The following is a 21816-nucleotide window of genomic DNA, read 5'->3' as shown; positions in this document are numbered from 1 at the left end:
AAAGGAACATTCCATGACAAAAGTTTCGGGCAATCAGCCTGCCGACACAAGAGAGGCGGAACTCCTTGTCGCCATGACGGGCAAAGCCAGTTCGGCCAAGACCGCGGAAGGGGACAAGCCGGTGTTCGCCTACATCGCCAGTTTGCCGCAGCCGCAGCGCGATATCGCCGAGCGTATCGACGCACTGGCCATGCAGGCAGTGCCTGACCTCAAACGCGCGGTGAAGTGGGGCATGGCCTATTATGGTGTGCCTGACGGTTGGTGCTTCTCGTCCGGCGCTTTTGTCGGTCATGTGAAGCTGATGTTCATACGGGGCACCGAGATCAGCCCCGAGCCTCCGGTAGCGCCTATTGGAATGGGCAAAGCCACGCGCGGCGTCGAGCTGGCATCGACGGAGGAGCTGCACGAAGCCCAGGTAATTTCATGGATGTCGCAAGCCGCGTTGAAACCGCTCGCTTCAGGGAAGAAGCCGAAATCAGGCTGATGGTCCGTGGTCGGTCGCCGGAATGCCATGTGCCGGTTCAAGCCGCTCAACCGACCGGCTCGCCGAAAGGCGAATGGCGGCATCGCGGATTTGTCGCCACCGGTTTCGCCATGGGCCGCGCCCCGATATCATTCCGCGCCGGACTCTTGTGTTCCCACCGGGGTCGAGGCACCTCCTGCGCGGATGCACACCGAGACTGACCTGGAAACCATCCTGCTGGGACCGGTCCTCGCCGATCGCGACTGCGGCGATTGCGTGGCGTGCTGCACCGTGCTCACGGTCGATACGCCCGATTTCAAGAAGCCGGCGGGGACGCCCTGCACGCACCTTTGTTCGCGTGGGTGCGGCATCCATGCGGTGCGCCCGCATATCTGCCGGACATGGTTCTGCGCCTGGCGACGGGTTGCGGACATGCCCGATGAAGCCCGGCCGGACCGGTCGGGTCTTCTCGTGTCGATCAATTTCGAGCGTGCGCCGCGCAACTGCTTCGAAGGGGTGTCGATCCATGTCCGCGCGATCGCCGGGCGTGATGCGATCGAGAATGGCATGGCTGCGACCATCCTCGACAGCCTGTGCGATCAGTTGGTCCCCGTCTGGTTCAGCGACGGGTCGAGGAAGATGCTGATGCACCCCGAGAATGAGGTCGCTTCGCTCGTCCTCTCGGGAGAGGCTGCGCCTGCGCATCTACAGGACGAAGTGGCCGCGTGGCGCGAGCGCTACGGGGTTTTCGCGGCAAACGGCTAGACTTTGAGGCAGGTGGGATGTCGTCAACGATTCCCAAAACCTGCCTGACAAGACGGCGCATGTTTGCGTGATCGGAGATCAGGGCGGCGTGGTGTGGCGCGGTTTGCGCGACCGATCCCGAGGTGCCAGCTGACGAGCGTGATAGCTGAGCGGTCAGGGGCTCAGCCGTCCAGCCAGGCGGCAAGGCCGTCCAGCGTCTGCAGCCCATATTCCACCGCGCCGAAGCCGATGACCACCCGACGCCGTTCGCGGCTGGGGTGGAGCTGGCGCATGGTCAGCACCGTCTTGCCGTCAGTCTGCTCGTCGAATGTTACGGTGACGCGGAAACGATCGGGATCGTCGGGCTCGGGCGAGCCATGGTCCATCACGATCCGTTCGTTCGGCACGATCTCCAGAAAGCGCACGAGGTTCGCGAAGCGCTGCTCCCGGCCCTCGAACACGCCCACCTCGGCCAGTGCCCTGGGATCGATCCAGGCGGCAAAGACCTTGTCGCGTGGGTGGTTGAGCAGCTTCATCAGCACGATTTCGCGATCGAGCGCCCAGGTCTCAAACGGGTTTGCCATGTCCTGCCTCATCCTCTTCGGTCTTGTCCAAATAGACTTCCAGCCGATCCAACCGTCTGGCCCAGCGCCCGCGCTCGGCTTCCATCCAGTCCGCCGCTTCGTCGAAGCGCGACTGCACCAGCTTGCACCAGCGGCTGCGCCCGCGCTTCTCGCTGACGATCAACCCGCAATCTTCCAGTACTTTGAGATGCTGGGCGAAGGAGGGCAGCGCCATGTCGAAGGGCTTGGCCAGGGTGCTGACCGGCAGCTCGTCCATGGCCAGCCGCGACAGCACGGCACGGCGGGTGGGGTCGCTGAGCGCGTGAAAGGCAAGGTCGAGGGGGGTCGAGTGGTGAGGCATGGCCTTACGTAAATTGGTCGAAGAGGCCGATCAAGGATAAAAAGGCACTTGCCTTAGTGTTTGGCCGTCAATACGAAGGCATGTGCCTTAGTATCAGGCTCCAGCCGACATCAAGGCGGTCATGCAACCACGTATCGGGAGTGCTCCAGTGGCAGTTCGAATCGACCTCAACATCTCACTCGACGGTTTCGCGACGACGACGGACCAGACGCCCGAAAAGCCGTTCGGCGAGGACTGGATGCGTCTCGTCAGCGCCTATGCTGCGACGCGAACTATGCGTGAGCGCGTCTTCAAGGACGGCACGGGAGCAGGAACCACCGGTGTCGACGACGACTATGCGCAGGCGTATTTCGCCAATGTGGGTGCCGAGATCATGGGCGCCGGCATGTTCGGCCTCCACAATTTCCCCGATGATCCCGACTGGCGTGGCTGGTGGGGCGACGAGCCACCGTTCCGCGTTCCGGTCTTCGTCCTGACCCATAAACCACGGCCATCGATTGAGATGGCGGGCGGGACCGTTTTCCATTTCATCGACACCACGCCAGCCGATGCGCTCCGGCAGGCTATCGGTGTGGCGGACGGCAAGGATGTTCGGGTCGGCGGTGGTGCCTCCGTCGCGCGCGCGTATCTGAAGGCAGGGCTCGTCGATCGCCTCCATGTTGCTATCGCCCCGATTTTGCTTGGGCGCGGCATATGCCTGTGGGACGATCTGCGCGGTTTGGAGACTGGCTACGCGGTCAAGACCGAGACGGCGCCGAGCGGCACCATCCACCTGACCTTTCACCGCTAGCTTGTGTTTACCTGACGCTCAGGCCTTGGGCGGCGCCAGCACGTCGGGTTCGAGCAGGCGGTGGAGGTGGACCACCACGAACTTCATCTCGGCATCGTCGACGGTGCGCTGGGCGGCCGAGCGCCAGGCTTTTTCGGCGCTGGCATAATCGGGGAAGACGCCGACGATCTCGATCGAATCGAGATCGTCGAAATCGAGATGGCGGGGGTCCTTGACGCGGCCGCCGAAGACCAGGTGGAGCTTGCTCATGGATCGGGCTTCCAAAGGGAGGAGTCGCCTCGTCCTTAGAGCGGGAATTCCACGAGGTGAACCGCCTGAGCGGCTTTTTGTTACTTGCTGGAAGCCTTGGCGGCAGCGGCCGATCCGGCGCTCGACAATGCCTTGACCACACCGTCGAGCAGCTTGCCGACCTGATCGCGTGCTGCGTCCTTGTTGAGGCCGAGCGCGTCGAGCTCGGCCTTGCCGGCTTCCTTCGCTGCCTGGGCGGCGCCGGCGGCAGTGTCGGTGAGGCGCTTGCCGACCGGGCCGAGCAGCTTGCCCTCCTGCTCGGTGCGCGGGATCACCGCGCCGGCGAGCACGCCGATCGCGACGCCGCCGACCAGCACGGCGAGCGGATTGGCCTCGATGCCCTGGGCGGTGCGGCGGACGGCTTCGCGCGCGGTGTCGCGTGTCGTGTCGAGCGCCCTCTCGGCGGCGGTGCGCGGAGTCGGCTTCGCGGTGGCGGGCTTGTCGGTGGTGGGGGCGTTCATTCGGAGGGTCCTTTCCGTCGGGCACGCGCCCGTTTGGGTTTCAAACTCGCGGGAGGCTCGGGAGTTTCATCGAGATAGACCTCGATGAGATGCTTGAGCGGCCCGCGGGCGAGAAGCAGGCCGACTGCCGCCGCGCCGCCGGCGAGAGTGAGCGGGTGGCGCTTGAGGCTTTCGAGGCCATCCCGGCCGATTTCCTGTGCCGCCTCCTTCAACTCCCCGATCGCTTCGCGGGCAAGCGCCTTCGGGTTGAGCCGGGCCTGGAGATCGACGAGCGTCCCCGCCAGTCGCGCCCGTGCCGCGGTGGCCCGTCGTTTCGCCGATGCCAGATCGGTGGCGTCGTCGATCGCTTCGGGAAGGTTTTTGGGCGGGCTCATTCGGGCTTGTCCGGGATGTCGGTGATCTTGCGCACCTTGGCGATGGCGAGACGGACGAGCAGCGCGGCAACGCCGAGCGAGAGGACGACGACCAGGATGGTCGCCCCGACCTCGCCGAGCGGGCGACGCAGGATCAGCAGCAGTCCGAGCACCGTCGCGATCATCGCCGACTGCGCCAGCAGCAGCGCGACCAGGCCCAGCACGATCGCGGTTCGCGCCTCGCCGACGCGGCTCAGGAACTGCGCACGGTACAGCCTGATCTCCGCGCGCACGAAGCGCTCGGCATCGTCGATCAGGCGCGAGAACAGGGCCGCGATGCTGTTGCTGTCATGCTCTTCCGGCGGTCGCTCGGCCATGTTCCCCCCGGGGCTGTCGATCAGGCGTCGTCGCGGTCGGCGGCATCGAGGCCCGACTTGATCAGCCGCACCAGCACGAACCCGATCGCGGCGGCCGTGCCGATCGCGACGGCGGGGCTCTTCTTCACGAAGCCGCGCGCATCCTCGATCAGATCGTCGAGATTCTTCTGCTTGATCGATTCCGAGAAGCCGGAAACCGCGTCAGCGGCGGTGCGGGCGTACTGGCCATATTGCGGGCCGACCTTCTCGTCGACGGTGCCGGCGGCCTCGGTCATCATCTTGGCCAGCTCGTCGAGCACGCCGCCGGCACGGGCCTTGCCGTCCTCGGCATAAGCGCGGGCCTTGTCGCCGGCGTCCTTCGTCAGCTTCGAGGCGCTGTCCTTCAGCGTCTGGGTCGCGGCCTTGGTTTCGGCCTTGAAGCGTGGGGTGGCGGTATCTGCAGTGGTGTCCACGGTCGGGCCTTTCTTCGGCTTGGCCGGCTTGGGAGCCGGCTTTGCGGTTTTTGCGGCAGGCGAGGCCTTGGGGGCGGCTACGGCCTTTCGCGGGGTAGCGGTGGTCGCGGCCTTCTTCACCGGTTTGGCCGGCTTGGGGCCTTTCGGAGTTTCGTCAGCCATTGCTGTTGCCCTTTCCTCGCTTGTCCAACTTCAACCGGTCAGCACAGTCCGCGGTTCCATCGATCGAGACGATTTGCCGCCGCCGATGATAGCCGATAGAGGCACGCCCGTCTGCCTGGGGCCTCAATCGTTAGAAGGATCATAACGTGACCGCAATCATCGACATCCATGCGCGCCAAATCCTCGACAGCCGGGGCAACCCGACCGTGGAAGTCGACGTGTTGCTCGATGACGGGTCGTTCGGCCGCGCCGCCGTTCCCTCGGGCGCGTCGACCGGGGCGCATGAGGCAGTCGAACTGCGCGACGGCGACAAGAGCGTCTATCTCGGCAAGGGCGTGCTGAAGGCGATCGAGGCGGTCAATACCGAGATCGCCGATGCGGTGCTCGGGCTCGAGGCCGAGGATCAGAGCGATGTCGACCGCGCGATGATCGAACTGGACGGCACCGAGAACAAGAGCCGGCTTGGTGCCAACGCGATCCTCGGCGTCAGCCTTGCGGTCGCCAAGGCAGCGGCCGATGCGCGCGGCCTGCCGCTCTATCGTTATGTCGGCGGCGTCTCCTCGCATGTGCTGCCGGTGCCGATGATGAACATCATCAATGGCGGCGAGCATGCCGACAATCCGATCGATTTCCAGGAATTCATGGTCGTGCCGGTCGGCGCTTCGTCGATCGCCGAGGCGGTGCGTTGCGGATCGGAGATCTTCCACACGCTGAAAAAGGGCCTGCACGACAAGGGGCTGGCGACATCGGTTGGTGACGAGGGCGGCTTTGCGCCGAACATCGCCTCGACCAGCGATGCGCTCGATTTCATCATGAGCTCGATCGAGAAGGCGGGCTATACGCCGGGCGACGATGTGATGATTGCGCTCGACTGCGCCGCGACCGAGTTCTTCAAGAACGGTAGCTACGACATTTCGGGCGAGGGCAAGATCCTCTCCAGCCACGAGATGGCCGAATATCTCGCCGACCTGACTCGCCGCTACCCGATCTTCTCGATCGAGGACGGCATGGCCGAGGACGATTTCGTGGGCTGGAAGGCGCTGACCGACCTGATCGGCGACAAGGTCCAGCTGGTCGGCGACGATCTTTTCGTGACCAACCCGAAGCGGCTGAAGCAGGGCATCAAGGACGGCCTGGCCAATTCGCTGCTGGTGAAGGTCAACCAGATCGGCACCCTGACCGAGACGCTCGAGGCCGTGTCGATGGCGCACCGCGCGGGCTATACCGCGGTCATGTCGCACCGTTCGGGCGAGACCGAGGATGCGACGATCGCCGACCTGGCCGTCGCGACCAATTGCGGGCAGATCAAGACGGGCAGCCTCGCGCGCTCGGACCGGCTCGCCAAGTACAACCAGCTCATCCGGATCGAGGAGGAACTGGACGAAGCGGCGGTCTATGCGGGGCGTTCGATTCTGCGGGCGTAATTATGTGCTTGATTCAGGTTGAGTAGGTAAAATTCCTGCTTGATCCACGAGTCGCGACCTGCGAGAATCGTGGAATGGCCAGGCGTTCCACCTTTCGCACCCTACTCCGCCGCGCCGGTCCGCCGGCTGCGTTGCTGATCGTGGGCGCGTTTTTCGGCGGCTATGCGATCATGGGTCCGAACGGCGCGCTCGCGTACGGTGACATCCAGCGCCAGCTCGACAAGCGCCAGAGCGACCTTGCCGTGCTGGAGCAGCAGCGCGCCGAGCTGAAGAACCGCGTCGCGTTGCTCGATCCGCGCCATGCCGATCCGGACATGGTCGACGAGTTGGCGCGCAAGAAGCTCAACGTGGTGCACCCTGACGACATGATCGTCGACCTGGGCAAATAGCCGCTCCGCGCTTCAGACGGCCCTGCGACGGGCTGGCGCGGCTCGATTCAACCTGCCAGCATCCCGCCATAGACGAATCAAAAGGAGCGGGTATGCGCAGGATATTGCTTGCCGGGATCGCCTTGCTGGCGGTCACGGCTTGCGGGCCGTCTGGGACGAAGCCCATCACCAACGATGCCGAGCTGGCGTTGCCGACGACCGACTGGCCGGCGTTTCGCGATGCGTTCATCGAAGGCTGGTTCAAGCTCGATCCGGCGAATGCGGTCTATCAGGGACGGCATGATTTCGACGGCGGGCTGGCCGACTGGAGCGAGGCCGGGCTGAAGCGCCAGGCCGATTTCCTGCGCGCTTCGGTCGTCAAGGCATCCGCCTTCGATGCGGGCAAGCTGAGCAAGCAGGATGCGTTCGAGCGCGACTATCTGGTGAATGTCGCCGAGGGGAAGCTGTTCTGGCTGACCGATGCCGACCAGCCGCACACCAGCCCGGCCTGGTATATCGGCAACGGGCTCGACCCGAACGTCTATATCGCACGCAACTATGCCGATGCGCCGACGCGGATGAAGGCGATGATCAAGTTCCTGCGCCAGATCCCGGGCGCGGCGGCGAACATCCGCGCGAACCTGAAGACGCCGATGCCGCTGAGCTTCATCAATTACGGCGTGGCGGGCTTCAACGGTTTCGCCGATTATTATACCGGCGACGCCAAGAAGGCATTCGCCGGCGTGAAGAGCCCGGCATTGCAGGACGAGTTCGACCAGGTGGCGGGTGCCGCGGCCAAATCGATGCACGATCTGGCCGGCTATCTCGATGGCCAGCGCGCCACGGCGACGCAGGACTTTGCGCTGGGCGCCGACAAATTCTCGCGCATGGTCAAGATGACCGAGGGCGTCGACGTGCCGCTCGACCAGCTCGAAGCGGCGGGCAAGGCGGATTTGAAGCGCAACCAGGATGCGCTGACGGCGGCCTGTGCGACGTTCGCGCCGGGCGCGACGATCCCCGCCTGCATGGCCAAGATGAACGCCAACAAGCCCGAGGGCGGGCCGGTCGCCGAGGCACGGCGGCAGATCCCGACGCTCAAGGCCTTCGTGATCGCGAAGGACATCGTCTCGATCCCCGATGCCGAACAGGCGCTGGTCGAGGAGAGCCCGCCCTATAACCGGCAGAATTCCGCCTATATCGATCCGCCGGGGCCGTTCGAGAAGGGCATCCCCTCGGTCTATTATATCTCGCCGCCCGATCCGACCTGGACCAAGGCAGTGCAGGACGCGTTCGTGCCCGGCAAGATGGACCTGCTGTTCACCTCGGTGCACGAAGTGATGCCGGGGCATTTCCTGCAGTTCCGCCATGCCAACAAGTCGCCGTCGCTCTTCGGGCGGCTGTTCGTCGGCTATGCCTATGCCGAGGGCTGGGCGCATTATGCGGAGGAGATGATGTGGGATGCGGGCCTCAACAATGGCGACCCGGAGACTCATGTCGGCCAGCTCTCCAACGCGCTGTTGCGCAATTGCCGTTATCTCTCGGCGATCGGACTGCATGCGCGCGGCTTGACCCAGGAGCAATCGTACCGGATGTTCCGCGACGAATGCTATCAGGACGAGGGCAATGCCAGGCAGCAGGCGGCGCGCGGCACTTATGATCCGGCCTATCTCAACTACACGATGGGCAAGTTGCTGATCCGCAAGCTGCGCGACGACTGGACCGCGACTCATGGCGGGCGACAGGGGTGGAAGGCGTTCCACGACCAGTTCCTGAGCTATGGCGGTCCGCCGATCCCGCTGGTGCGCAAGGCAATGATGGGCGGTGACGGGAAAGCGGTGTTTTGAGCGGGTCCGGCCTTTCCGTCGCACGGCGGATCGGCCTGATCGGGTTCGGCCAGGTCAACGGTTTCGACCTGACCGGGCCGCTCGAAGTGTTCGCCACCGCCGCAGCGGCCGATCCGGTGCGGCCGGCCTATGCGGTGGACGTCGTCGCCGCGTCGCTCGACCCGATTACGACCGAGGCGGGCATGCGGATCCTGCCCGGCTGCACCTTCGCCGATGCGCCCGCCTATGACACGATCATCGTGCCGGGCGGGGCGGGCCTGCGCGATGCCGGGGTCAATGCGGCGGTGGTGGCGTGGCTGATGCCGCGGCTGGCGACGACCCGGCGGATCGCATCCGTCTGTACTGGTATCTACGGGCTGGCTGCGACCGGTATGCTCGACGGGCGGCGGGCGACGACGCACTGGCGCTTCATCGCGGATGTGCAGCGGCGTTTCCCGGCGATCCGGATGCAGAGCGACTGCATCTATGTCGAGGACGGGCCGTGCTTCACCTCGGGTGGGGTCTGCGCCGGCATCGACCTGGCGCTGGCGATGGTGCGCGCCGATCTGGGGCCGACCCTGGCGCTGGCGGTCGGGCACGAGATGGTCGTGCCGAGCATGCGCGCCGGGCCGCAGGCGCAATTCTCCGAGCCGCTCCGCGCCCAGGCGCGGGCGCCGCGGCGGCTGGCCGATCTCGTGGCGTGGATCGGGAGCAATCTCGATGCCGACCTGTCGCTGCCGGCGCTTGCGGAACGCGCGGCGATCGGAGAACGGCAATTGTCGCGCATGTTCCGGGAAGGGCTGGGCGAGAGTCCCGGTGCGTTGGTGATGCGACTGCGCTTGGCGGCGGCGCACGACATGCTCAGCGCGAGCGCGGTGCCGGTTGGCGAAGTCGCGCGGCTGACTGGCTATCGCAGCCCCGATGCGTTCGGCCGCGCCTATGCGCGCGCGCATGGCGAGCCGCCCGAAGTGACGCGCGACCGGCGGCGCATGTCCGGAATGGCAGGATAGTCGACATCCTTGCGCGCCCGGCTGCGCCTTATGCCTCTCGTCTGGTCGAGGCGGGAGGATGGCATGCGGTTCGGACGATATCTGGTGCCGGCGGGCGCTGCAGCGGTCCTCGTCTTGTCGGTCGCCCTGGCGAAGGTGCCCGACGCGCCTGGGGCCGGGAACGCGGCGCAGTATAACGACAAGGGCGAGATGCTGTTTCCGGCCGATTATCGCAGCTGGACCTTCCTCACCTCGGGCCATGCGATGAGCTATAACGCCACCGCCAATGCTGCCTCGCCAGAGGGGCCGTTCGACAATGTCTTCGTCAATCCGCAAGCTCATGCCGCCTTCGTGAAGGCGGGGCACTGGCCCGAGGGGACGGTGCTGGTGCTCGAGATTCGCGGCAGCACCTCGAAGGGATCGATTAACAAGAGCGGTGCCTTCCAGTCGGGCGAGCCGCTGGCGATCGAAGCGCATGTCCATGACAGCAAACGCTTCAAGGGCGGCTGGGGCTTTTTCGGCTTCGACGGGAAGAAGCCCGCGGCGATGATCGGTTACGACGCGAGCTGCTATGCCTGCCACCAGGCGAATGCGGCGGTCGATACGACCTTCGTGCAATTCTACCCGACGCTGCTGCCCGTCGCGACGACGCACGCGACGCTCAGCGCCAATTACCTCGCGAACGAGAAGGCAGTGGCCAAACCCTAGCGGTTCTGCGCCTCGGGCTGGACGTTCTCCGCCTCTTCCGGACTCGGGTTGCGGATCGAGGGGCGGAGGCGGGCGATGCTGCACAGGCCGGCGATCACGGCGAGGCTGGCCGACACCATCGGCGGGATGCGGCCTTCGCCGATGCCGAGCGCGAGCAGCGCTGCGACCAGGGTTGCACCGGTGGTCTGGCCCGAGAGGCGGACGGTAGAGACCAGGCCGCCCGCCGCGGCGGCACGCTCGCGCGGGGCGGAGCCGACGAGCAGCCGGGCGTTGGGCGGCAGATAGAGGCCGAAGCCCGATCCGCACAGCGCCATGCGCCAGGCGACATCGAACAGCGTGGGATCCGCAGGCATGAAGGCCAGCAGCGAGAGGGCGATAACCGAGATCGCCATGCCGATGCCGCCCAGGATGCCGGCTGGCACCCGGTCCGACAGGAAACCCGCCGCCGGCGCGACGATCATGTTGGTGAGCGGCCAGGGCGCGATCGCAGCGCCGATCGCCGCGGCGGTGAACCCCAAAGCATGGAGGCGAAAGGGTGTGGAGATGAGCAGGGTCATCGACGCCGTGAAGGCGATGAACCCGCCGATTGCCGACAAGGCCAGCACCGGGCGGACCAGCAAGTCGATCGGCAGAATCGGGTTGGGTTCGCCGCGCTCGCGCCGGACGAAATAGATGCCGACCAGCACGCCGACCAGCACGATCGCCGCGGAGACGACCGGGCTGTCGCCATGCACCATGCTTTCCAGGCCGCCGATCACCAGGCCGAACATCGCGGCGCAGAGCACCGCGCCGAACACGTCGAACGTCGCATGGCGCGCGCGTGGATTGGGGATTGCGCGGCCCAGCGCCAGGCTGGCGAGCGCGAAGGGTACCGCGCTGGCGAATACCCAGGGCCAGGGTGCGACGGACAGGATCAGGCCGCCGAGCGTGGGTGCGATCGCGGCCGAGCTGGTCACCACGACCGAATTGATGCCGAGCCCTCGGCCGAGCTGGTTGGACGGGTAGATCTGGCGGATCAGCGCCGAGGATACGCTCAGCACGCCGGCGGCGCCGATCGCCTGCGCGGCGCGCACGATCAGCAGGAAGGGGAGGCTCTTCGCGAAGAAGCACAGGATCGTGGCGATGGTGAAGATCGCCTGGCCGGCCTGATAGGCGGTCTTCAGCCCGATGCGTTCGCCGAGGCCGGCAAAGGGCAGCAGCAGCATCACCAGCATCACCTGATAGACGGTGACGACCGAGACGACCGCGCTCTGCCCGACGCCCAGATCGCGGGCGATGGTCGGCAAGGCGACATTGGCGACGCCGCCGTCGATGATGACGAGCGCCGAGCCGAACGACATGGCGGCAATGGCGACATAGCGGCGCGGCAGCGGGAGGCCATCGCCCGTATTGTGCTTGTCGGGTTCCTGCTGGCGGCGAAAGAAGCCGAGCGCATAGCCTTGCGCACCTGAAGTCCCGGCGGCGCCGGTGTCCGCGGGAGGGGAGGGCGGAGTCGTCACGCGCGGCCTATGCGACAAAATCGGCGGCTGTGGGAAATTTTTCTAACCGGGGCGGTGCTGGTGCGCCGCCCCCGGGGGAAGTGCGATGCTCAGGCGAGCGAGACTTCGGCGACCTTGTCCTTGTAATCCTGCTTCGGATCGCGGCCGAGCAGCGTCTTCACGCCGGCGAACAGGCTCGAGCCGTTGAGCCAGATTTGTGCGCGGTCCGGATCGAGGCGAAGCAGCTGGAGCTTGGGATCGTCCTTGCCGCCTTCGAACCAGGCAGCGACGAAGGGATTCCAGAGCCGGTCGATCACCCCGCGATCCTCGGACAGCGACAGGCTGCCATGGATGCTGGCGAACAGATCATGCCCTTTGGAGGCGAAATGGGCGAGCGCGCGGTTGCCGTGGCCGTCGCGCAGTTCCTTCGTCAGATCGGCCTCTTTCGAGGTGAAGAACCAGATCGGGCCGTGATCCCCGTCGCCGTCGAGCTGGGCGGTCATCGGCTGGGCGCGGCCGTCCTCGACGCCGTCGAGACCCAACATCAGGGTCATGTCGGAACGGAGCGCTTTCCAGAACCTGGCGGTGATGTCCTGGGTGTCGGGCATGGCGGTTTCCTTCATGTTGCCGCGTCCGAACGGGTGGGGAATTGCCGAGGTTCCCCCAAATCGGGCACTCGGTTCGTCGATCTGCACTTGCTGCGATGCAGCATTTTATTGTATGACTATATCCATGAAGCTACCCATCGAAAGCGACAAGGCGGCCCCGGCGGGCCCGGTCCCGACCATTTTCGAGGCGATCGTGCGCAAGCGCTGCGTGGTCGCGACCTACAACCGCGTCACCATGACGCTCGCGCCGCACGTGATCTACACGAAGCATGGCGACCTGTTCATCGACGCCGTGGCGATCGAGAAGGACGGCAAGCCGCCGCGCGAGGAGAAGATCGGCACGTTCAAGCTCGCCGGGCTCAACGAGCTGAAGCTGATCGAGCGCGAATTCCCCGCGAGCACGCTGTTCCACGCTAACGACTCGAAATATGTCGAAGCGCTGATCGCGGTCGAAGCGGCCTAAAGCACCCACTCCACTGACAGGAAGCCCTTGGTCGTATCGGTCTGGAACCGGTCGGCCTTGTAGCGGGCGAGTCGCGCCGCGACGGTGAAGCGCTTCAGCTTGGCCTGGGCGAGCAGGTCGAGCTCATCGCCATAATGCTGCGACAGGCGGTCGCTGTCGAAATGGTGCCAGGTCGCGCCGAGACCGACGCCGCTGATCAGCCCCTTCGTCTTCCAGTTGGCGCCGAGCGTCCCGTAGAGATCGCGGATACCATTGGGCGGCGTGGTGCCGAATTTGCCTGCCCAGCCCTGGAACCGGAACAGCGAGGCGAGCGGCGTCTGGAAGCTGGTCAGCGCCGTGCCGTGATCGGCACCGAGCACCTCATAGCCCGCCGTCGCTGCCAGCACCTTGCCGCTGACATTGGCTTCGGCGAGATAATAGCTCGCGGCATAGCGGTTCGGGTTGCGGCGATAATCGCTCTGCCGGGCGGCGCTGGCGATATAGCCGATCTTCCATCCCGGGGCGATCGGCCGGCTGCCGGCAAAGCGGACCCCGTAGCTCTGGCTCGACAGGCGGAAGCCCTGCACCGCTGCCAGATTCTGATCGACGAGATAGGCGAAGCCGGTGAGCGTGCCGATCGGCGCCGTATAGCTGACCAGCCCGAACCAGTTGCTGCCCGGTATCGCGGTCGGCCGCGCGCCGGTGCCGTCGATCCCGTTCACGGTGCGGACGCTCCAGACATAGCTGGCGTCGATGCTCAGCCGGGGAAGGCCCGCCCAGGTCACGCGCACCGCGTCGAAGGTCTGCTCGTTCTGGCGCCAGGGGGCAGGGCCGACGAAGCGCTGATCGGCTAGGTCGAGAACCTGCCGCCCGGCGGTGATGCTTGCCTTGTGGGCGGCGTAGCGGATCTGGGCGCGATTGATCTCGATATTCTGCGGGTCGGCGACCAAGGGCAGGGGGCGGCCGTTCAGCCCGTCATTGTAATGATTGGCGATGCCGATCGTCGCTTCGCTCTCGACCAGCGCCGACCAGGGGCCGGTGCTCGCCTGTACGCCGCTGCGGACGCGGAGCGTGGCGGCGTCGGCCTGGTCGGCGATGCCGTCCTGATCGACATGTTCGTAACGGAGGCGTGCGTCGATCAGCGGCTTCAGCGTCACGTCCTGCGCGTGGGCGGTCTGAGCACAGGCGCCCAGTGCCGCGAGCCCCAGGGCCCGCGTCATCGTCTTGCTCATGGGCAATCCTTCGATCCGGAAAAATGGAGCGGGCGGGGGTGGGACCGCCCGCTCCAGGGGAGAAGCTCTCAGGCCGGCTTGGCGACGAGGCCGCCATCGATTGCGCCGAGTTCGCCGGAGGCGCGCGCTTCGCGGCCATAGACCAGCTCGAACAGCGGCCCGGCCATCATCGTCGTGACGATCGCCATCAGGACCAACATCGAGAAGAGCGTCGGGCCGATGATGCCCTTTTGCAGGCCGATATTGATGATGATCAACTCCATCAGTCCGCGCGAGTTCATCAGCGCGCCGATGCCGAGTGCGGTCCGGTTGTCCTCGCCCGCGAACCGTGCCGCGAGATAACAGGCGCCGCCCTTGGCCAGGATCGACGCGGCAAGCACGCCGAGCGCGATCAGCAACAAGGTGGGCGAGTTGACCATGTCCAGCCGGGTGTTGAGACCCGAATAGGTGAAGAACATCGGCAGCAGCAGGACGACCGCGAGCGGCTCGACCTTCTTCTTGAGTTCCTCGACGAACAGGCCGCGCGGCATGACCACGCCCAGGATGAAGCCGCCGAAGATCGCATGGATGCCGACCGCGTCCATCAGGAAAGCGGACATGCAGAACAGCATCAGGGTGATGGCGAGCACGGTGATGCTCATCTCCCCGGCGCGCTCGACCGCGCGGCCGAGCGGCGCCAGCAGGCGCTGGCCGAAGATGATGATGAAGGCCGCATAGGCAAGGCCTCCGCCGATCGCGAGCACGGCCACGCCCGGTCCACCGCCAAAGGTGGCCAGCACGACCGCCAGCACGCACCACGAAACGGCATCGTCAAAGGCGCCGGCGGTCAGCGAGAGCGTGCCGAGCGAGGTATTGGCAAGGCCGCGTTCGTTGATGATCCGGGCGAGCATCGGGAAAGCGGTCAGCGCGATGCAGGCACCCATGAACAACGTCGCATTGGCGGTGGAGATGCCCGGCGCGAACAGGCCCGGCACGCCGAGCAGGAAGGGTGTGATCAGGAAGGCAATCAGGAACGGCGCGGCGATGCCGGCGAAGGACACGCTCATCGCGCTTTTCGCCTTCGACTTGAACTTGTCGAGCTGGAGCGTGGTACCGACCAGGAACATGTACAGCCCGACGCCTAGTTGCGACCCGGCATAGAGCACGTTGCGGGTTTCCTTGGGGAAGATCGCGCCCTGCAGGCCCGGGAACAGCAGGCCGATCAGCGACGGCCCGAGGATCACGCCGGCGATCATCTCGCCGACGACCTGGGGCTGGCCGAGGAACTTCTTGCTGGCCCAGCCGACGACCCGGCAGGCGAGCAGGATGACCGCGAGCTGAAGGAAGAAATGAACGCTGAAGTCGCCCGGCGTATAGCTCGCGGCTGATGCCGGGACGGCCGGACCATGCGCTGACAAGATGCCGCTCGCCGTCGACCAGATACTGTTGATGACCCCTTCGGCCATGAATTCCCCCTCCTGAATTTCGGGTCTTTCCCGCGGCAATTCCAGTTGCCTGCTTATGATGGGGGCGAAATCATATGTCCGGCGCAACTGGAAAATGCAGCCGGGATGCCTCACGCTGTCATTTTTCCGGCCGGAGCCTCTGAGGTGTTGCGAAGTCGACACAGAGTAGTAATGTACCTACAAGTTAGCGTGAACATTGTAGTGATGTAGGTATGGGAATCGGCACGATGAAGCTCGTCTCAAGCCGCGATTTCAACCAGGATGTGACCGCTGCGAAGCGGGCGGCGCGACTCGAACCGGTGTTCGTCACGGATCGCGGCAAACCGACTCACGTGTTGATGAGCATCGACGCCTTCCGACAGCTTACCGGCCAGACCGAGACGATCGTCGACCTGCTGGCGATGCCGAACCTGCCGGAGATCGACCTGGCAGGCAGTGCCCATGAAGCGTGGACCCGGCATGAGGGGATCGGCTGATGTATCTGCTCGACACCGGCGTGGTCTTCGAGCTGCGCAACGCGCGCGCCGGGCAGACCGACCCGTGCTTCGCGAGCTGGGCTGCGGGGCTTGCCCGGCAAAGCCTGTTCATTTCAGCGCTGACCCTGCTCGAGCTGGACAGCGGCGTGGCGCGGACGGCGAAGCGCGACAAGGCTGCCGGGGCCGCACTGCGCCAATGGATCGACAACCAGGTGCTCGGCGCATTCGACGGGCGCATCCTGCCGGTCGATACGGCGATCGTGCGGCGGCGCGGCCAACTGCCCTTCACCGACCCGCGCGACGGATTGCTCGCCGCGACCGCCGTCGAACACGGGCTCACCCTGGCGACTCGCTATCCCGGCGCGTTCAAGGCGGGCCGGGTCAAGCTGCTGAACCCCTGGACCTACACGCCCGAGGCGGCCGACGAGGATGGCGACTGGCGCCAGGCGGCGAAGGCCGGGCCACTCTGGCTCAAAAACCTGTTCGTCAGGGCATGATCATGGGGCAAGACGGCAGCATGGACCGGAAGCGCAGCATCCTGATCGTCGGCGGCGGCACGGCCGGCTGGATGACGGCGGCCTATCTCGCCAAGTTCCTCGAGCTATCCGGCAACGAACGGCTCGAGATCAGGCTGCTCGAATCGCCGGAGATCGGCATCATCGGGGTGGGCGAGGGCACGTTCCCCACGATCCGGAGCACGCTTCAATTCATCGGCATCGACGAGAGCCGGTTCATTCGCGAGACTTCCGCCACCTTCAAACAGGGCATCCGCTTCGTCGACTGGGTGCATACGCCGAAGGAGGGGGAGCACAGCCATTTCTTCCATCCGTTCGAGGCGCCCTTCCATGTCGAGGGCGTGAGCCTCGTGCCCTACTGGCTGTTGCAGGACGAGAAGACGCGCCGGCCCTTCGCCGAGGCGATGACGATCCAGAACCGCGTGGCCGAGGCGCAACGCGGACCCAAGGGGCCGGGCGAGGGCGATTTCTCCGGCCCGCTCAGCTATGCCTATCATTTCGACGCGACGATGCTGGCGAACATCCTGGCGGAGCGCGCGCGCGAACTCGGCGTGGTACACCTCCAGGGCCTGGTCAATCATGTCGAGGTCGGCGAGACCGGCGCGATCGACCATGTCGTCACGGCCGAGCAGGGCCGGCTCGAGGCCGATCTCTATATCGACTGCACTGGATTCCGGGCCGAGCTGATCGGGCGTGCGCTGAAGGTGCCGTTCAAATCGGTCCGATCGATCCTGTTCACGGATCGGGCGCTGGCCTGCAAGATCCCGTATGAACGGCCCGACGCTCCGATCGAGAGCTACACCATCGCCGCCGCGCACGAGGCGGGATGGACCTGGGACATCGGACTGAACGGTGCGCGCGGAATCGGCTGCGTCTATTCGAGCGACCATATGTCGGACGATCGCGCCGCGGAGATCCTGCGCGACTATATCGGGCCGGGTGCCGACGAGATCGTACCGCGCCGGATCCTGTTCGAGCCGGGTTATCGCGAGCGGCAATGGGTGAAGAACTGTGTCGCGGTCGGCCTGTCGGGCGGTTTCCTGGAACCGCTCGAATCGACCGGGGTGCTGGTGATCGAGGCAGCGATCGGCATGATCGCCGAGATGTTCCCGCACAACGGCCCGATCGACGCCCCGGCGCGGCGTTTCAACGAGCTGATGGCCGCGCGCTACGACAATATCGTCAATTTCCTGAAGCTGCATTATTGCCTGAGCCAGCGCAGCGAGCCCTTCTGGCGCGACAATGCCGACCCGGCCTCGATCCCCGAACGCCTGACCGAGATGCTCGACCAGTGGCGGCACCGGCCGCCCGGGCGGTTCGACTTCACGCTCGACCTCGAATCCTTCGCCTTCTTCAACTACCAGTACATCCTCTACGGCATGGAATTCAGGACTGACCTGGCGCCGAGCCGCAGCGACTTCCCGAATGTCGGCGCGGCGGAAAAGACCTTCGCGCGCATCCGCAATTTCGGCGAGCGCGCGACGCTCGACCTGCCGCCGCACCGCGCGCTGATCCAGCAGATCAATGGCGCGGGCTGAGACCTCCCAACTGCGGTTTCGTCGCATTGCCGGCCGGGCAGTGCTGGATGCGCTTGCCAGTCGTCGGCAGGCGCCTGTAAGGCTGTGACGATATCGTAACCAGTTGCGTAACCAAGTTCATCCAGCCTGTTGTCCAGCCCAGCCATCCACCTTACGCGATCCGCGAACCTCCTTCGGGAATGTGCGGTCGTGCGTGTGGCAGGGCTGCCGCAATGCTGACCCCGATCGCGCTGATCGCGTACCTGTTCTCGACGCTGCCGACCGCTGCGGGCTTCCCCGTCCGGACCCGGATCGCACCCGGCCCCGACCAGCAGGCCCGGGCTGTCGCGCGCATGGTCGGCGGGATCATCAGCTATACGCGCTGGCCGGGCGAGCCCGTCGCGGCGACACGGCTGTGCGTGATGGGCAAGGCGCGCTTCGCCGGCCGGTTGGATGAGGCGGGTCAGGTCGTCGGGCGCACCGTCTCGGTCAATTATCTTGCGGTCGGGGCCACGACGGTCGGCCAGGGGTGCGACGTCCTCTATCTCGGCACGATGGCGGCTGGTGGTAGCCAGCGTGCGATCGCCTCGATTCGTGGCCGGGGGGTATTGTCCATCGCCGAGTCCGATCCCTCGTGCCGGGGCGGCGCGATGTTCTGCCTCGAGATCGACCCGCTGGAGATATCGTTCCGGCTCAGCGTCGATGCCATTTCGCGGGGGACGGTGCGGGTCGACCCCCGCGTGCTGCGCCTGTCGGATGCCAATGGAGATGAGTCGTGAGCGCCGCCCCGCGCCAGCTCCCGACGCTTCGCGCGGTGCTCGCGCGGGTACATTTTCGCGTCACGCTGTTCGCGGTCGGCATGGCCGGGCTGACGGTGCTGCTGGCGGGCTTCGCGACGATCGCGGGTTATGCCCAGCAGAATCTGCACCTGATCGCGCAATCGGCCAGCTACACCGTCGCGCCGGCGGTCATCTTCGACGATCCGGATGCCGCGCGCGATAGCATCGCGCCGCTCGCCGCCGCCAATGGCGTGGCCGAGATCACCGTCGTTGCGTCGCGGGGCGGGCGCGAGCTGGTCCGGTTGGGGCATGGGCGCGAGGAGCGCGACATGCTGGGGATCGACGGGCTGACCGAGCGGCTGGTCTTCCCGACCATCGTCACGGCGCCGGTGGTGCACCGCGGTGTCACGATCGGCGAAGTGCGGGTGCGCGGCGACCCGACGGTGGTCGCGGGCTATATCCGCAGCGGCCTGGCGGGGGCGCTCGCCTGCCTTGTGATCACCGCGATCGCGACCCATTTCCTGGCCAGCCGGCTTCAGCAGAGCGTGATCGGCCCGCTGCGGGAGATCGCGGCCGTCGCGCACAGCGTACGGGAAGAGCGCAGCTTCGGCCGCCGCGCGCCGCCAGCCGAGATCGCGGAGATCGACGCGCTGGGTGACGACTTCAACGCCCTGCTCGGCGAGCTGGACAAATGGCACGCGCATCTGCGGCGCGAGCATGAGGAGTTGAGCCACCAGGCGCGGCACGACACGCTGACCGACCTGCCCAATCGAGCCGATTTCGAGCATCGTCTCGCTGTGTCGCTGGAGCAGGGGCTCAGCGACGGCGAACCCTTTGCGATCCTCTATCTCGACGGCGACGGCTTCAAGGCCGTGAACGACCGCTATGGCCACGCGGCGGGCGATCATGTGCTGGTGGAGATCGCGGCAAGGCTGAAGGCATCAGTGCGAGCCCAGGACATCGCGGCACGGCTCGGCGGCGATGAGTTCGCCGTGCTGTTGCCCGCGCCGAGCGGTCGCGAGGCCGTCACGCGGATATGCGATAGCCTGGCCCAGCGCATGGCGGAACCGATCGCGCTGTCCTCGGGCGAGGCGCTCGTTCTCGGGCTGAGCGTGGGGGCCGCGGTGTTCCCCGAGGACGGCAGGGATGCGACGGCGCTGCTCGAAGCGGCGGATGCCGGGATGTACGCCAGCAAACTGGCACGCACGCAACGATCATGATCAAGGACGGTTCGACCATGATGCCACGACTGCTTCCGAGGATGTTGCTCGGCATGAGCCTGTTGCTGCTGGCGGCATGCCAGACCATGGCCAATCATGGCGGCTGGACCAGGGCGCAGATTGCTGCGCTCCGCTCCGACGGCTTCGTGAAGACGCCGCGCGGCTGGGAGTTCGGCATGCAGGACCGGTTGCTGTTCGCGACCGATGAGGGCGACATTCGGCCGGAACAGGTGACGATCATTCGCCGCATCACCGGCAGGCTGGTAGCGGTCGGGATTCGCCGCGCGCAGGTCGAGGGGCATGCGGACGATACCGGGACCGTGCGGCACAATGATGCGCTGTCCGTGCGGCGCGCGTCGGCCGTGGCCGATGCGATGGCCTCGGGCGGCATGCCGCGCGGCAACGTCCTGGTAGAGGGGCTGGGCGAACGCTATCCGATCGACACCAACGCGACCGCGGCGGGCCGTCAGGAGAACCGCCGAGTCGTGATCCTGATCGCAGCGCCCTAGCGGGGCGACCAGCCGGGCGAAGCGAGCTCGAAGCCGGAGAATTCGAAGGCGGGGGTGACGATGCAGCTCACCAGCGCCCAGCCAAGCTGCGCCTCCGCCGCCTGCCAGGCATTGGCCGGGACGATCGCCTGGGGAAGCTGGCCGGCCAGCACGTCGCCGCCGAGCAGATGTTCCTGCGCCGTGCCGTCGTCGATCAGCAGTCGCAAGGGGCTGCCGGCGTGCCACAGCCACAGCTCCGCTGCGTCGACGCGGTGCCAGTGCGAGCTTTGGCCGAGATCGAGCAGGAACAGGATCGCCGTCGCCAGCCCACGGCCCTGGTCGGACGCGGGCTGGCGAAACGTTTCGCGATACCACCCGCCCTCGGGATGGGGCTCCAGCCCCAGCCGGGCGATGAGGGCGGTGGCGTCGGTCATGCCTTGATGAAGGCCAGCAGGTCGGCGTTCAGCACATCGGGATGCGTGGTGCACATGCCGTGCGGATAGCCCGGATAGATCTTCAAGGTCGGCTGCTGGACCAGCTTGGCCGAGAGCAACGCCGCGTCCTTGTACGGCACGATCTGGTCGTCATCACCGTGCAGGATCAGGCAGGGCACGTCGATCTTCTTCAGATCCTCGGTGAAATCGGTTTCCGAGAAAGCCTTGATGCACTCGTAATGCGCCTGGGCCGAGCCCATCATGCCTTGCAGCCACCAATGATCGATGATGCCCTGGGAGGGCGTCACGCCTTCGCGGTTATAGCCGTAAAAGGGGAACGGCACATCCTTGTAGAGCTGTGCGCGGTTGGCGGCGAGCTGCGCGCGGAAGCCGTCGAACACCTCGATCGGCGTGCCCTCGGGGTTGGTGTCGCTCTTGACCATGATCGGCGGCACTGCGCCGATCAGCACGGCCTTCGCGACGCGCGACGTGCCGTGACGGCCGAGATAGCGAGCGACTTCGCCACCGCCGGTCGAATGGCCGATATGGACGGCGTCCTTCAGGTCTAGCGCTGCGGTCAGCTCGGCGACGTCATCGGCATAGGTATCCATCTCGTTGCCGAAGGATGGCTGGCTCGACCGGCCATGGCCGCGGCGGTCATGCGCGATCACGCGGAAGCCCTGGGCGAGGAAGAACAGCATCTGGGCGTCCCAGTCGTCGGACGCGAGCGGCCAGCCGTGATGGAAGACGATGGGCTGTCCGGTGCCCCAGTCCTTGTAGAAGATTTCGGTGCCGTCCTTGGTCGTGATCGTGCTCATGGCGGTATCTCCTCGGGGAATGAAGATGATCGCGGGCC

28 protein-coding genes are annotated in these 21816 nt (G+C 66.0%); 15 read left to right on the top strand and 13 right to left on the bottom strand.

The window, feature by feature from the left end:
• Positions 1–13: 13 nt before the first annotated feature.
• The gene (locus WC729_RS07940) at positions 14–484 is read left to right on the top strand and encodes a DUF1801 domain-containing protein (protein WP_372851362.1); all 471 of its coding nucleotides are present in this window, start codon (positions 14–16) and stop codon (positions 482–484) included.
• 183 nt (positions 485–667) lie between these two features.
• A complete protein-coding gene (locus tag WC729_RS07935) occupies positions 668–1228 on the top strand; it encodes a YkgJ family cysteine cluster protein (protein WP_372851360.1) in 561 nt (186 codons plus the stop codon).
• A gap of 161 nt (positions 1229–1389) precedes the next feature.
• On the opposite strand, the gene WC729_RS07930 is transcribed toward WC729_RS07935, so the two are convergent.
• The gene (locus WC729_RS07930) at positions 1390–1791 is read right to left on the bottom strand and encodes an SRPBCC domain-containing protein (RefSeq protein ID WP_372851358.1); all 402 of its coding nucleotides are present in this window, start codon (positions 1789–1791) and stop codon (positions 1390–1392) included.
• Positions 1775–2131 carry an ArsR/SmtB family transcription factor gene (locus WC729_RS07925; protein WP_372851356.1) on the bottom strand — a complete coding sequence of 119 codons (357 nt, stop codon included), beginning with the start codon at positions 2129–2131 and terminating at the stop codon, positions 1775–1777. The genes WC729_RS07930 and WC729_RS07925 overlap by 17 nt, the downstream gene beginning before the upstream one ends.
• Positions 2132–2279: 148 nt before the next feature.
• Between WC729_RS07925 and WC729_RS07920 the strand changes: the two genes are divergently transcribed.
• Positions 2280–2921 carry a dihydrofolate reductase family protein gene (locus WC729_RS07920; RefSeq protein ID WP_372851354.1) on the top strand — a complete coding sequence of 214 codons (642 nt, stop codon included), beginning with the start codon at positions 2280–2282 and terminating at the stop codon, positions 2919–2921.
• A gap of 18 nt (positions 2922–2939) precedes the next feature.
• Here WC729_RS07920 and WC729_RS07915 read toward each other — a convergent pair whose 3' ends face one another.
• The 5 genes from WC729_RS07915 to WC729_RS07895 all read right to left on the bottom strand — a co-directional run bounded on the left by WC729_RS07915 (position 2940) and on the right by WC729_RS07895 (position 5014).
• A complete protein-coding gene (locus tag WC729_RS07915) occupies positions 2940–3170 on the bottom strand; it encodes a DUF4170 domain-containing protein (RefSeq protein WP_372851352.1) in 231 nt (76 codons plus the stop codon).
• Positions 3171–3250: 80 nt separating this feature from the next.
• Positions 3251–3670: a hypothetical protein gene (locus WC729_RS07910; protein WP_372851350.1), complete on the bottom strand. Its 420-nt coding sequence runs from the start codon at positions 3668–3670 to the stop codon at positions 3251–3253.
• A complete protein-coding gene (locus WC729_RS07905) occupies positions 3667–4044 on the bottom strand; it encodes a DUF3618 domain-containing protein (RefSeq protein ID WP_372851348.1) in 378 nt (125 codons plus the stop codon). Before WC729_RS07905 ends, WC729_RS07910 begins: the two co-directional genes overlap by 4 nt.
• Positions 4041–4400, bottom strand: a complete 360-nt coding sequence (locus WC729_RS07900) for a phage holin family protein (protein ID WP_372851346.1) — start codon at positions 4398–4400, stop codon at positions 4041–4043. The genes WC729_RS07905 and WC729_RS07900 overlap by 4 nt, the downstream gene beginning before the upstream one ends.
• Positions 4401–4420: 20 nt before the next feature.
• Positions 4421–5014, bottom strand: coding sequence for a hypothetical protein (locus tag WC729_RS07895; RefSeq protein ID WP_372851344.1), 594 nt, complete (start codon positions 5012–5014; stop codon positions 4421–4423).
• Between the two features lie 146 nt (positions 5015–5160).
• Here WC729_RS07895 and eno point away from each other — a divergent pair, with 146 nt between their 5' ends.
• The 5 genes from eno to WC729_RS07870 all read left to right on the top strand — a co-directional run bounded on the left by eno (position 5161) and on the right by WC729_RS07870 (position 10326).
• A complete protein-coding gene (gene eno, locus WC729_RS07890) occupies positions 5161–6438 on the top strand; it encodes a phosphopyruvate hydratase (RefSeq protein ID WP_372851343.1) in 1278 nt (425 codons plus the stop codon).
• Between the two features lie 74 nt (positions 6439–6512).
• Positions 6513–6827, top strand: a complete 315-nt coding sequence (locus WC729_RS07885) for a septum formation initiator family protein (RefSeq protein WP_372851341.1) — start codon at positions 6513–6515, stop codon at positions 6825–6827.
• A 92-nt stretch (positions 6828–6919) separates the two neighbouring features.
• Positions 6920–8650, top strand: a complete 1731-nt coding sequence (locus tag WC729_RS07880) for a DUF885 domain-containing protein (RefSeq protein WP_372851339.1) — start codon at positions 6920–6922, stop codon at positions 8648–8650.
• Positions 8647–9639 carry a GlxA family transcriptional regulator gene (locus WC729_RS07875; RefSeq protein ID WP_372851337.1) on the top strand — a complete coding sequence of 331 codons (993 nt, stop codon included), beginning with the start codon at positions 8647–8649 and terminating at the stop codon, positions 9637–9639. The genes WC729_RS07880 and WC729_RS07875 overlap by 4 nt, the downstream gene beginning before the upstream one ends.
• 63 nt (positions 9640–9702) lie before the next feature.
• A complete protein-coding gene (locus WC729_RS07870) occupies positions 9703–10326 on the top strand; it encodes a cytochrome P460 family protein (protein ID WP_372851335.1) in 624 nt (207 codons plus the stop codon).
• On the opposite strand, the gene WC729_RS07865 is transcribed toward WC729_RS07870, so the two are convergent.
• Entirely contained in the window at positions 10323–11666 is a 1344-nt protein-coding gene (locus WC729_RS07865) for an MFS transporter (protein ID WP_372853280.1), read from the bottom strand. The genes WC729_RS07870 and WC729_RS07865 overlap by 4 nt on opposite strands.
• Before the next feature lie 248 nt (positions 11667–11914).
• Positions 11915–12412, bottom strand: coding sequence for a pyridoxamine 5'-phosphate oxidase family protein (locus WC729_RS07860; protein ID WP_372851333.1), 498 nt, complete (start codon positions 12410–12412; stop codon positions 11915–11917).
• A gap of 124 nt (positions 12413–12536) precedes the next feature.
• Here WC729_RS07860 and WC729_RS07855 point away from each other — a divergent pair, with 124 nt between their 5' ends.
• Positions 12537–12875: a hypothetical protein gene (locus WC729_RS07855; RefSeq protein WP_372851331.1), complete on the top strand. Its 339-nt coding sequence runs from the start codon at positions 12537–12539 to the stop codon at positions 12873–12875.
• On the opposite strand, the gene WC729_RS07850 is transcribed toward WC729_RS07855, so the two are convergent.
• Together WC729_RS07850 and WC729_RS07845 are read right to left on the bottom strand one after the other, a co-directional pair.
• Entirely contained in the window at positions 12872–14086 is a 1215-nt protein-coding gene (locus WC729_RS07850; RefSeq protein ID WP_372851329.1) for a hypothetical protein, read from the bottom strand. The two genes, WC729_RS07855 and WC729_RS07850, sit on opposite strands and share 4 nt — an antisense overlap.
• Positions 14087–14154: 68 nt before the next feature.
• A complete protein-coding gene (locus tag WC729_RS07845) occupies positions 14155–15531 on the bottom strand; it encodes a cation:proton antiporter (RefSeq protein ID WP_372851327.1) in 1377 nt (458 codons plus the stop codon).
• 227 nt (positions 15532–15758) lie between these two features.
• On the opposite strand from WC729_RS07845, the gene WC729_RS07840 reads away from it, so the two are divergent.
• The 6 genes from WC729_RS07840 (at position 15759) to WC729_RS07815 (ending at position 20547) form a co-directional block, all read left to right on the top strand.
• Positions 15759–16007 (top strand): type II toxin-antitoxin system Phd/YefM family antitoxin, encoded by a 249-nt coding sequence (locus tag WC729_RS07840; RefSeq protein ID WP_372851325.1) that lies wholly within the window; start codon positions 15759–15761, stop codon positions 16005–16007.
• The gene (locus tag WC729_RS07835) at positions 16007–16504 is read left to right on the top strand and encodes a type II toxin-antitoxin system VapC family toxin (protein ID WP_372851323.1); all 498 of its coding nucleotides are present in this window, start codon (positions 16007–16009) and stop codon (positions 16502–16504) included. Before WC729_RS07840 ends, WC729_RS07835 begins: the two co-directional genes overlap by 1 nt.
• 2 nt (positions 16505–16506) lie before the next feature.
• A complete protein-coding gene (locus WC729_RS07830) occupies positions 16507–18060 on the top strand; it encodes a tryptophan halogenase family protein (protein ID WP_372851321.1) in 1554 nt (517 codons plus the stop codon).
• Positions 18061–18272: 212 nt separating this feature from the next.
• Positions 18273–18818 carry a YfiR family protein gene (locus WC729_RS07825; protein WP_372851319.1) on the top strand — a complete coding sequence of 182 codons (546 nt, stop codon included), beginning with the start codon at positions 18273–18275 and terminating at the stop codon, positions 18816–18818.
• Positions 18815–20038 (top strand): diguanylate cyclase domain-containing protein, encoded by a 1224-nt coding sequence (locus WC729_RS07820; protein ID WP_372851316.1) that lies wholly within the window; start codon positions 18815–18817, stop codon positions 20036–20038. Before WC729_RS07825 ends, WC729_RS07820 begins: the two co-directional genes overlap by 4 nt.
• A 53-nt stretch (positions 20039–20091) precedes the next feature.
• Positions 20092–20547 carry an OmpA family protein gene (locus tag WC729_RS07815; RefSeq protein ID WP_372851314.1) on the top strand — a complete coding sequence of 152 codons (456 nt, stop codon included), beginning with the start codon at positions 20092–20094 and terminating at the stop codon, positions 20545–20547.
• Here WC729_RS07815 and WC729_RS07810 read toward each other — a convergent pair.
• Both WC729_RS07810 and WC729_RS07805 read right to left on the bottom strand, forming a co-directional pair.
• On the bottom strand, positions 20544–20960 hold the full coding sequence (locus WC729_RS07810; protein WP_372851312.1) for a cupin domain-containing protein: 417 nt from the start codon (positions 20958–20960) through the stop codon (positions 20544–20546). The two genes, WC729_RS07815 and WC729_RS07810, sit on opposite strands and share 4 nt — an antisense overlap.
• Entirely contained in the window at positions 20957–21778 is an 822-nt protein-coding gene (locus WC729_RS07805; protein ID WP_372851310.1) for an alpha/beta fold hydrolase, read from the bottom strand. The genes WC729_RS07810 and WC729_RS07805 overlap by 4 nt, the downstream gene beginning before the upstream one ends.
• Positions 21779–21816: the final 38 nt, after the last annotated feature.

It is taken from the genome of Sphingomonas sp., from assembly GCF_041661825.1.
GTDB lineage: Bacteria > Pseudomonadota > Alphaproteobacteria > Sphingomonadales > Sphingomonadaceae > Sphingomonas.
This window is presented reverse-complemented; position numbering and strand designations above follow the sequence as displayed.

Excerpts from the sequence above, each read along its gene's own strand:
- WC729_RS07910 (WP_372851350.1), bottom strand. The coding sequence starts at position 3,670 with ATGAACGCCCCCACCACCGACAAGCCCGCCACCGCGAAGCCGACTCCG.
- WC729_RS07930 (WP_372851358.1), bottom strand. The coding sequence starts at position 1,791 with ATGGCAAACCCGTTTGAGACCTGGGCGCTCGATCGCGAAATCGTGCTG.
- WC729_RS07915 (WP_372851352.1), bottom strand. The coding sequence starts at position 3,170 with ATGAGCAAGCTCCACCTGGTCTTCGGCGGCCGCGTCAAGGACCCCCGC.
- WC729_RS07815 (WP_372851314.1), top strand. The coding sequence starts at position 20,092 with ATGAGCCTGTTGCTGCTGGCGGCATGCCAGACCATGGCCAATCATGGC.
- WC729_RS07850 (WP_372851329.1), bottom strand. The coding sequence starts at position 14,086 with ATGAGCAAGACGATGACGCGGGCCCTGGGGCTCGCGGCACTGGGCGCC.
- WC729_RS07835 (WP_372851323.1), top strand. The coding sequence starts at position 16,007 with ATGTATCTGCTCGACACCGGCGTGGTCTTCGAGCTGCGCAACGCGCGC.
- WC729_RS07905 (WP_372851348.1), bottom strand. The coding sequence starts at position 4,044 with ATGAGCCCGCCCAAAAACCTTCCCGAAGCGATCGACGACGCCACCGAT.
- WC729_RS07855 (WP_372851331.1), top strand. The coding sequence starts at position 12,537 with ATGAAGCTACCCATCGAAAGCGACAAGGCGGCCCCGGCGGGCCCGGTC.
- WC729_RS07900 (WP_372851346.1), bottom strand. The coding sequence starts at position 4,400 with ATGGCCGAGCGACCGCCGGAAGAGCATGACAGCAACAGCATCGCGGCC.
- WC729_RS07940 (WP_372851362.1), top strand. The coding sequence starts at position 14 with ATGACAAAAGTTTCGGGCAATCAGCCTGCCGACACAAGAGAGGCGGAA.
- WC729_RS07825 (WP_372851319.1), top strand. The coding sequence starts at position 18,273 with ATGCTGACCCCGATCGCGCTGATCGCGTACCTGTTCTCGACGCTGCCG.
- WC729_RS07840 (WP_372851325.1), top strand. The coding sequence starts at position 15,759 with ATGAAGCTCGTCTCAAGCCGCGATTTCAACCAGGATGTGACCGCTGCG.
- WC729_RS07880 (WP_372851339.1), top strand. The coding sequence starts at position 6,920 with ATGCGCAGGATATTGCTTGCCGGGATCGCCTTGCTGGCGGTCACGGCT.
- WC729_RS07865 (WP_372853280.1), bottom strand. The coding sequence starts at position 11,666 with ATGTCGTTCGGCTCGGCGCTCGTCATCATCGACGGCGGCGTCGCCAAT.
- WC729_RS07885 (WP_372851341.1), top strand. The coding sequence starts at position 6,513 with ATGGCCAGGCGTTCCACCTTTCGCACCCTACTCCGCCGCGCCGGTCCG.
- WC729_RS07805 (WP_372851310.1), bottom strand. The coding sequence starts at position 21,778 with ATGAGCACGATCACGACCAAGGACGGCACCGAAATCTTCTACAAGGAC.
- WC729_RS07895 (WP_372851344.1), bottom strand. The coding sequence starts at position 5,014 with ATGGCTGACGAAACTCCGAAAGGCCCCAAGCCGGCCAAACCGGTGAAG.
- WC729_RS07845 (WP_372851327.1), bottom strand. The coding sequence starts at position 15,531 with ATGGCCGAAGGGGTCATCAACAGTATCTGGTCGACGGCGAGCGGCATC.
- WC729_RS07870 (WP_372851335.1), top strand. The coding sequence starts at position 9,703 with ATGCGGTTCGGACGATATCTGGTGCCGGCGGGCGCTGCAGCGGTCCTC.
- WC729_RS07935 (WP_372851360.1), top strand. The coding sequence starts at position 668 with ATGCACACCGAGACTGACCTGGAAACCATCCTGCTGGGACCGGTCCTC.
- WC729_RS07860 (WP_372851333.1), bottom strand. The coding sequence starts at position 12,412 with ATGCCCGACACCCAGGACATCACCGCCAGGTTCTGGAAAGCGCTCCGT.
- WC729_RS07925 (WP_372851356.1), bottom strand. The coding sequence starts at position 2,131 with ATGCCTCACCACTCGACCCCCCTCGACCTTGCCTTTCACGCGCTCAGC.
- WC729_RS07830 (WP_372851321.1), top strand. The coding sequence starts at position 16,507 with ATGGGGCAAGACGGCAGCATGGACCGGAAGCGCAGCATCCTGATCGTC.
- WC729_RS07810 (WP_372851312.1), bottom strand. The coding sequence starts at position 20,960 with ATGACCGACGCCACCGCCCTCATCGCCCGGCTGGGGCTGGAGCCCCAT.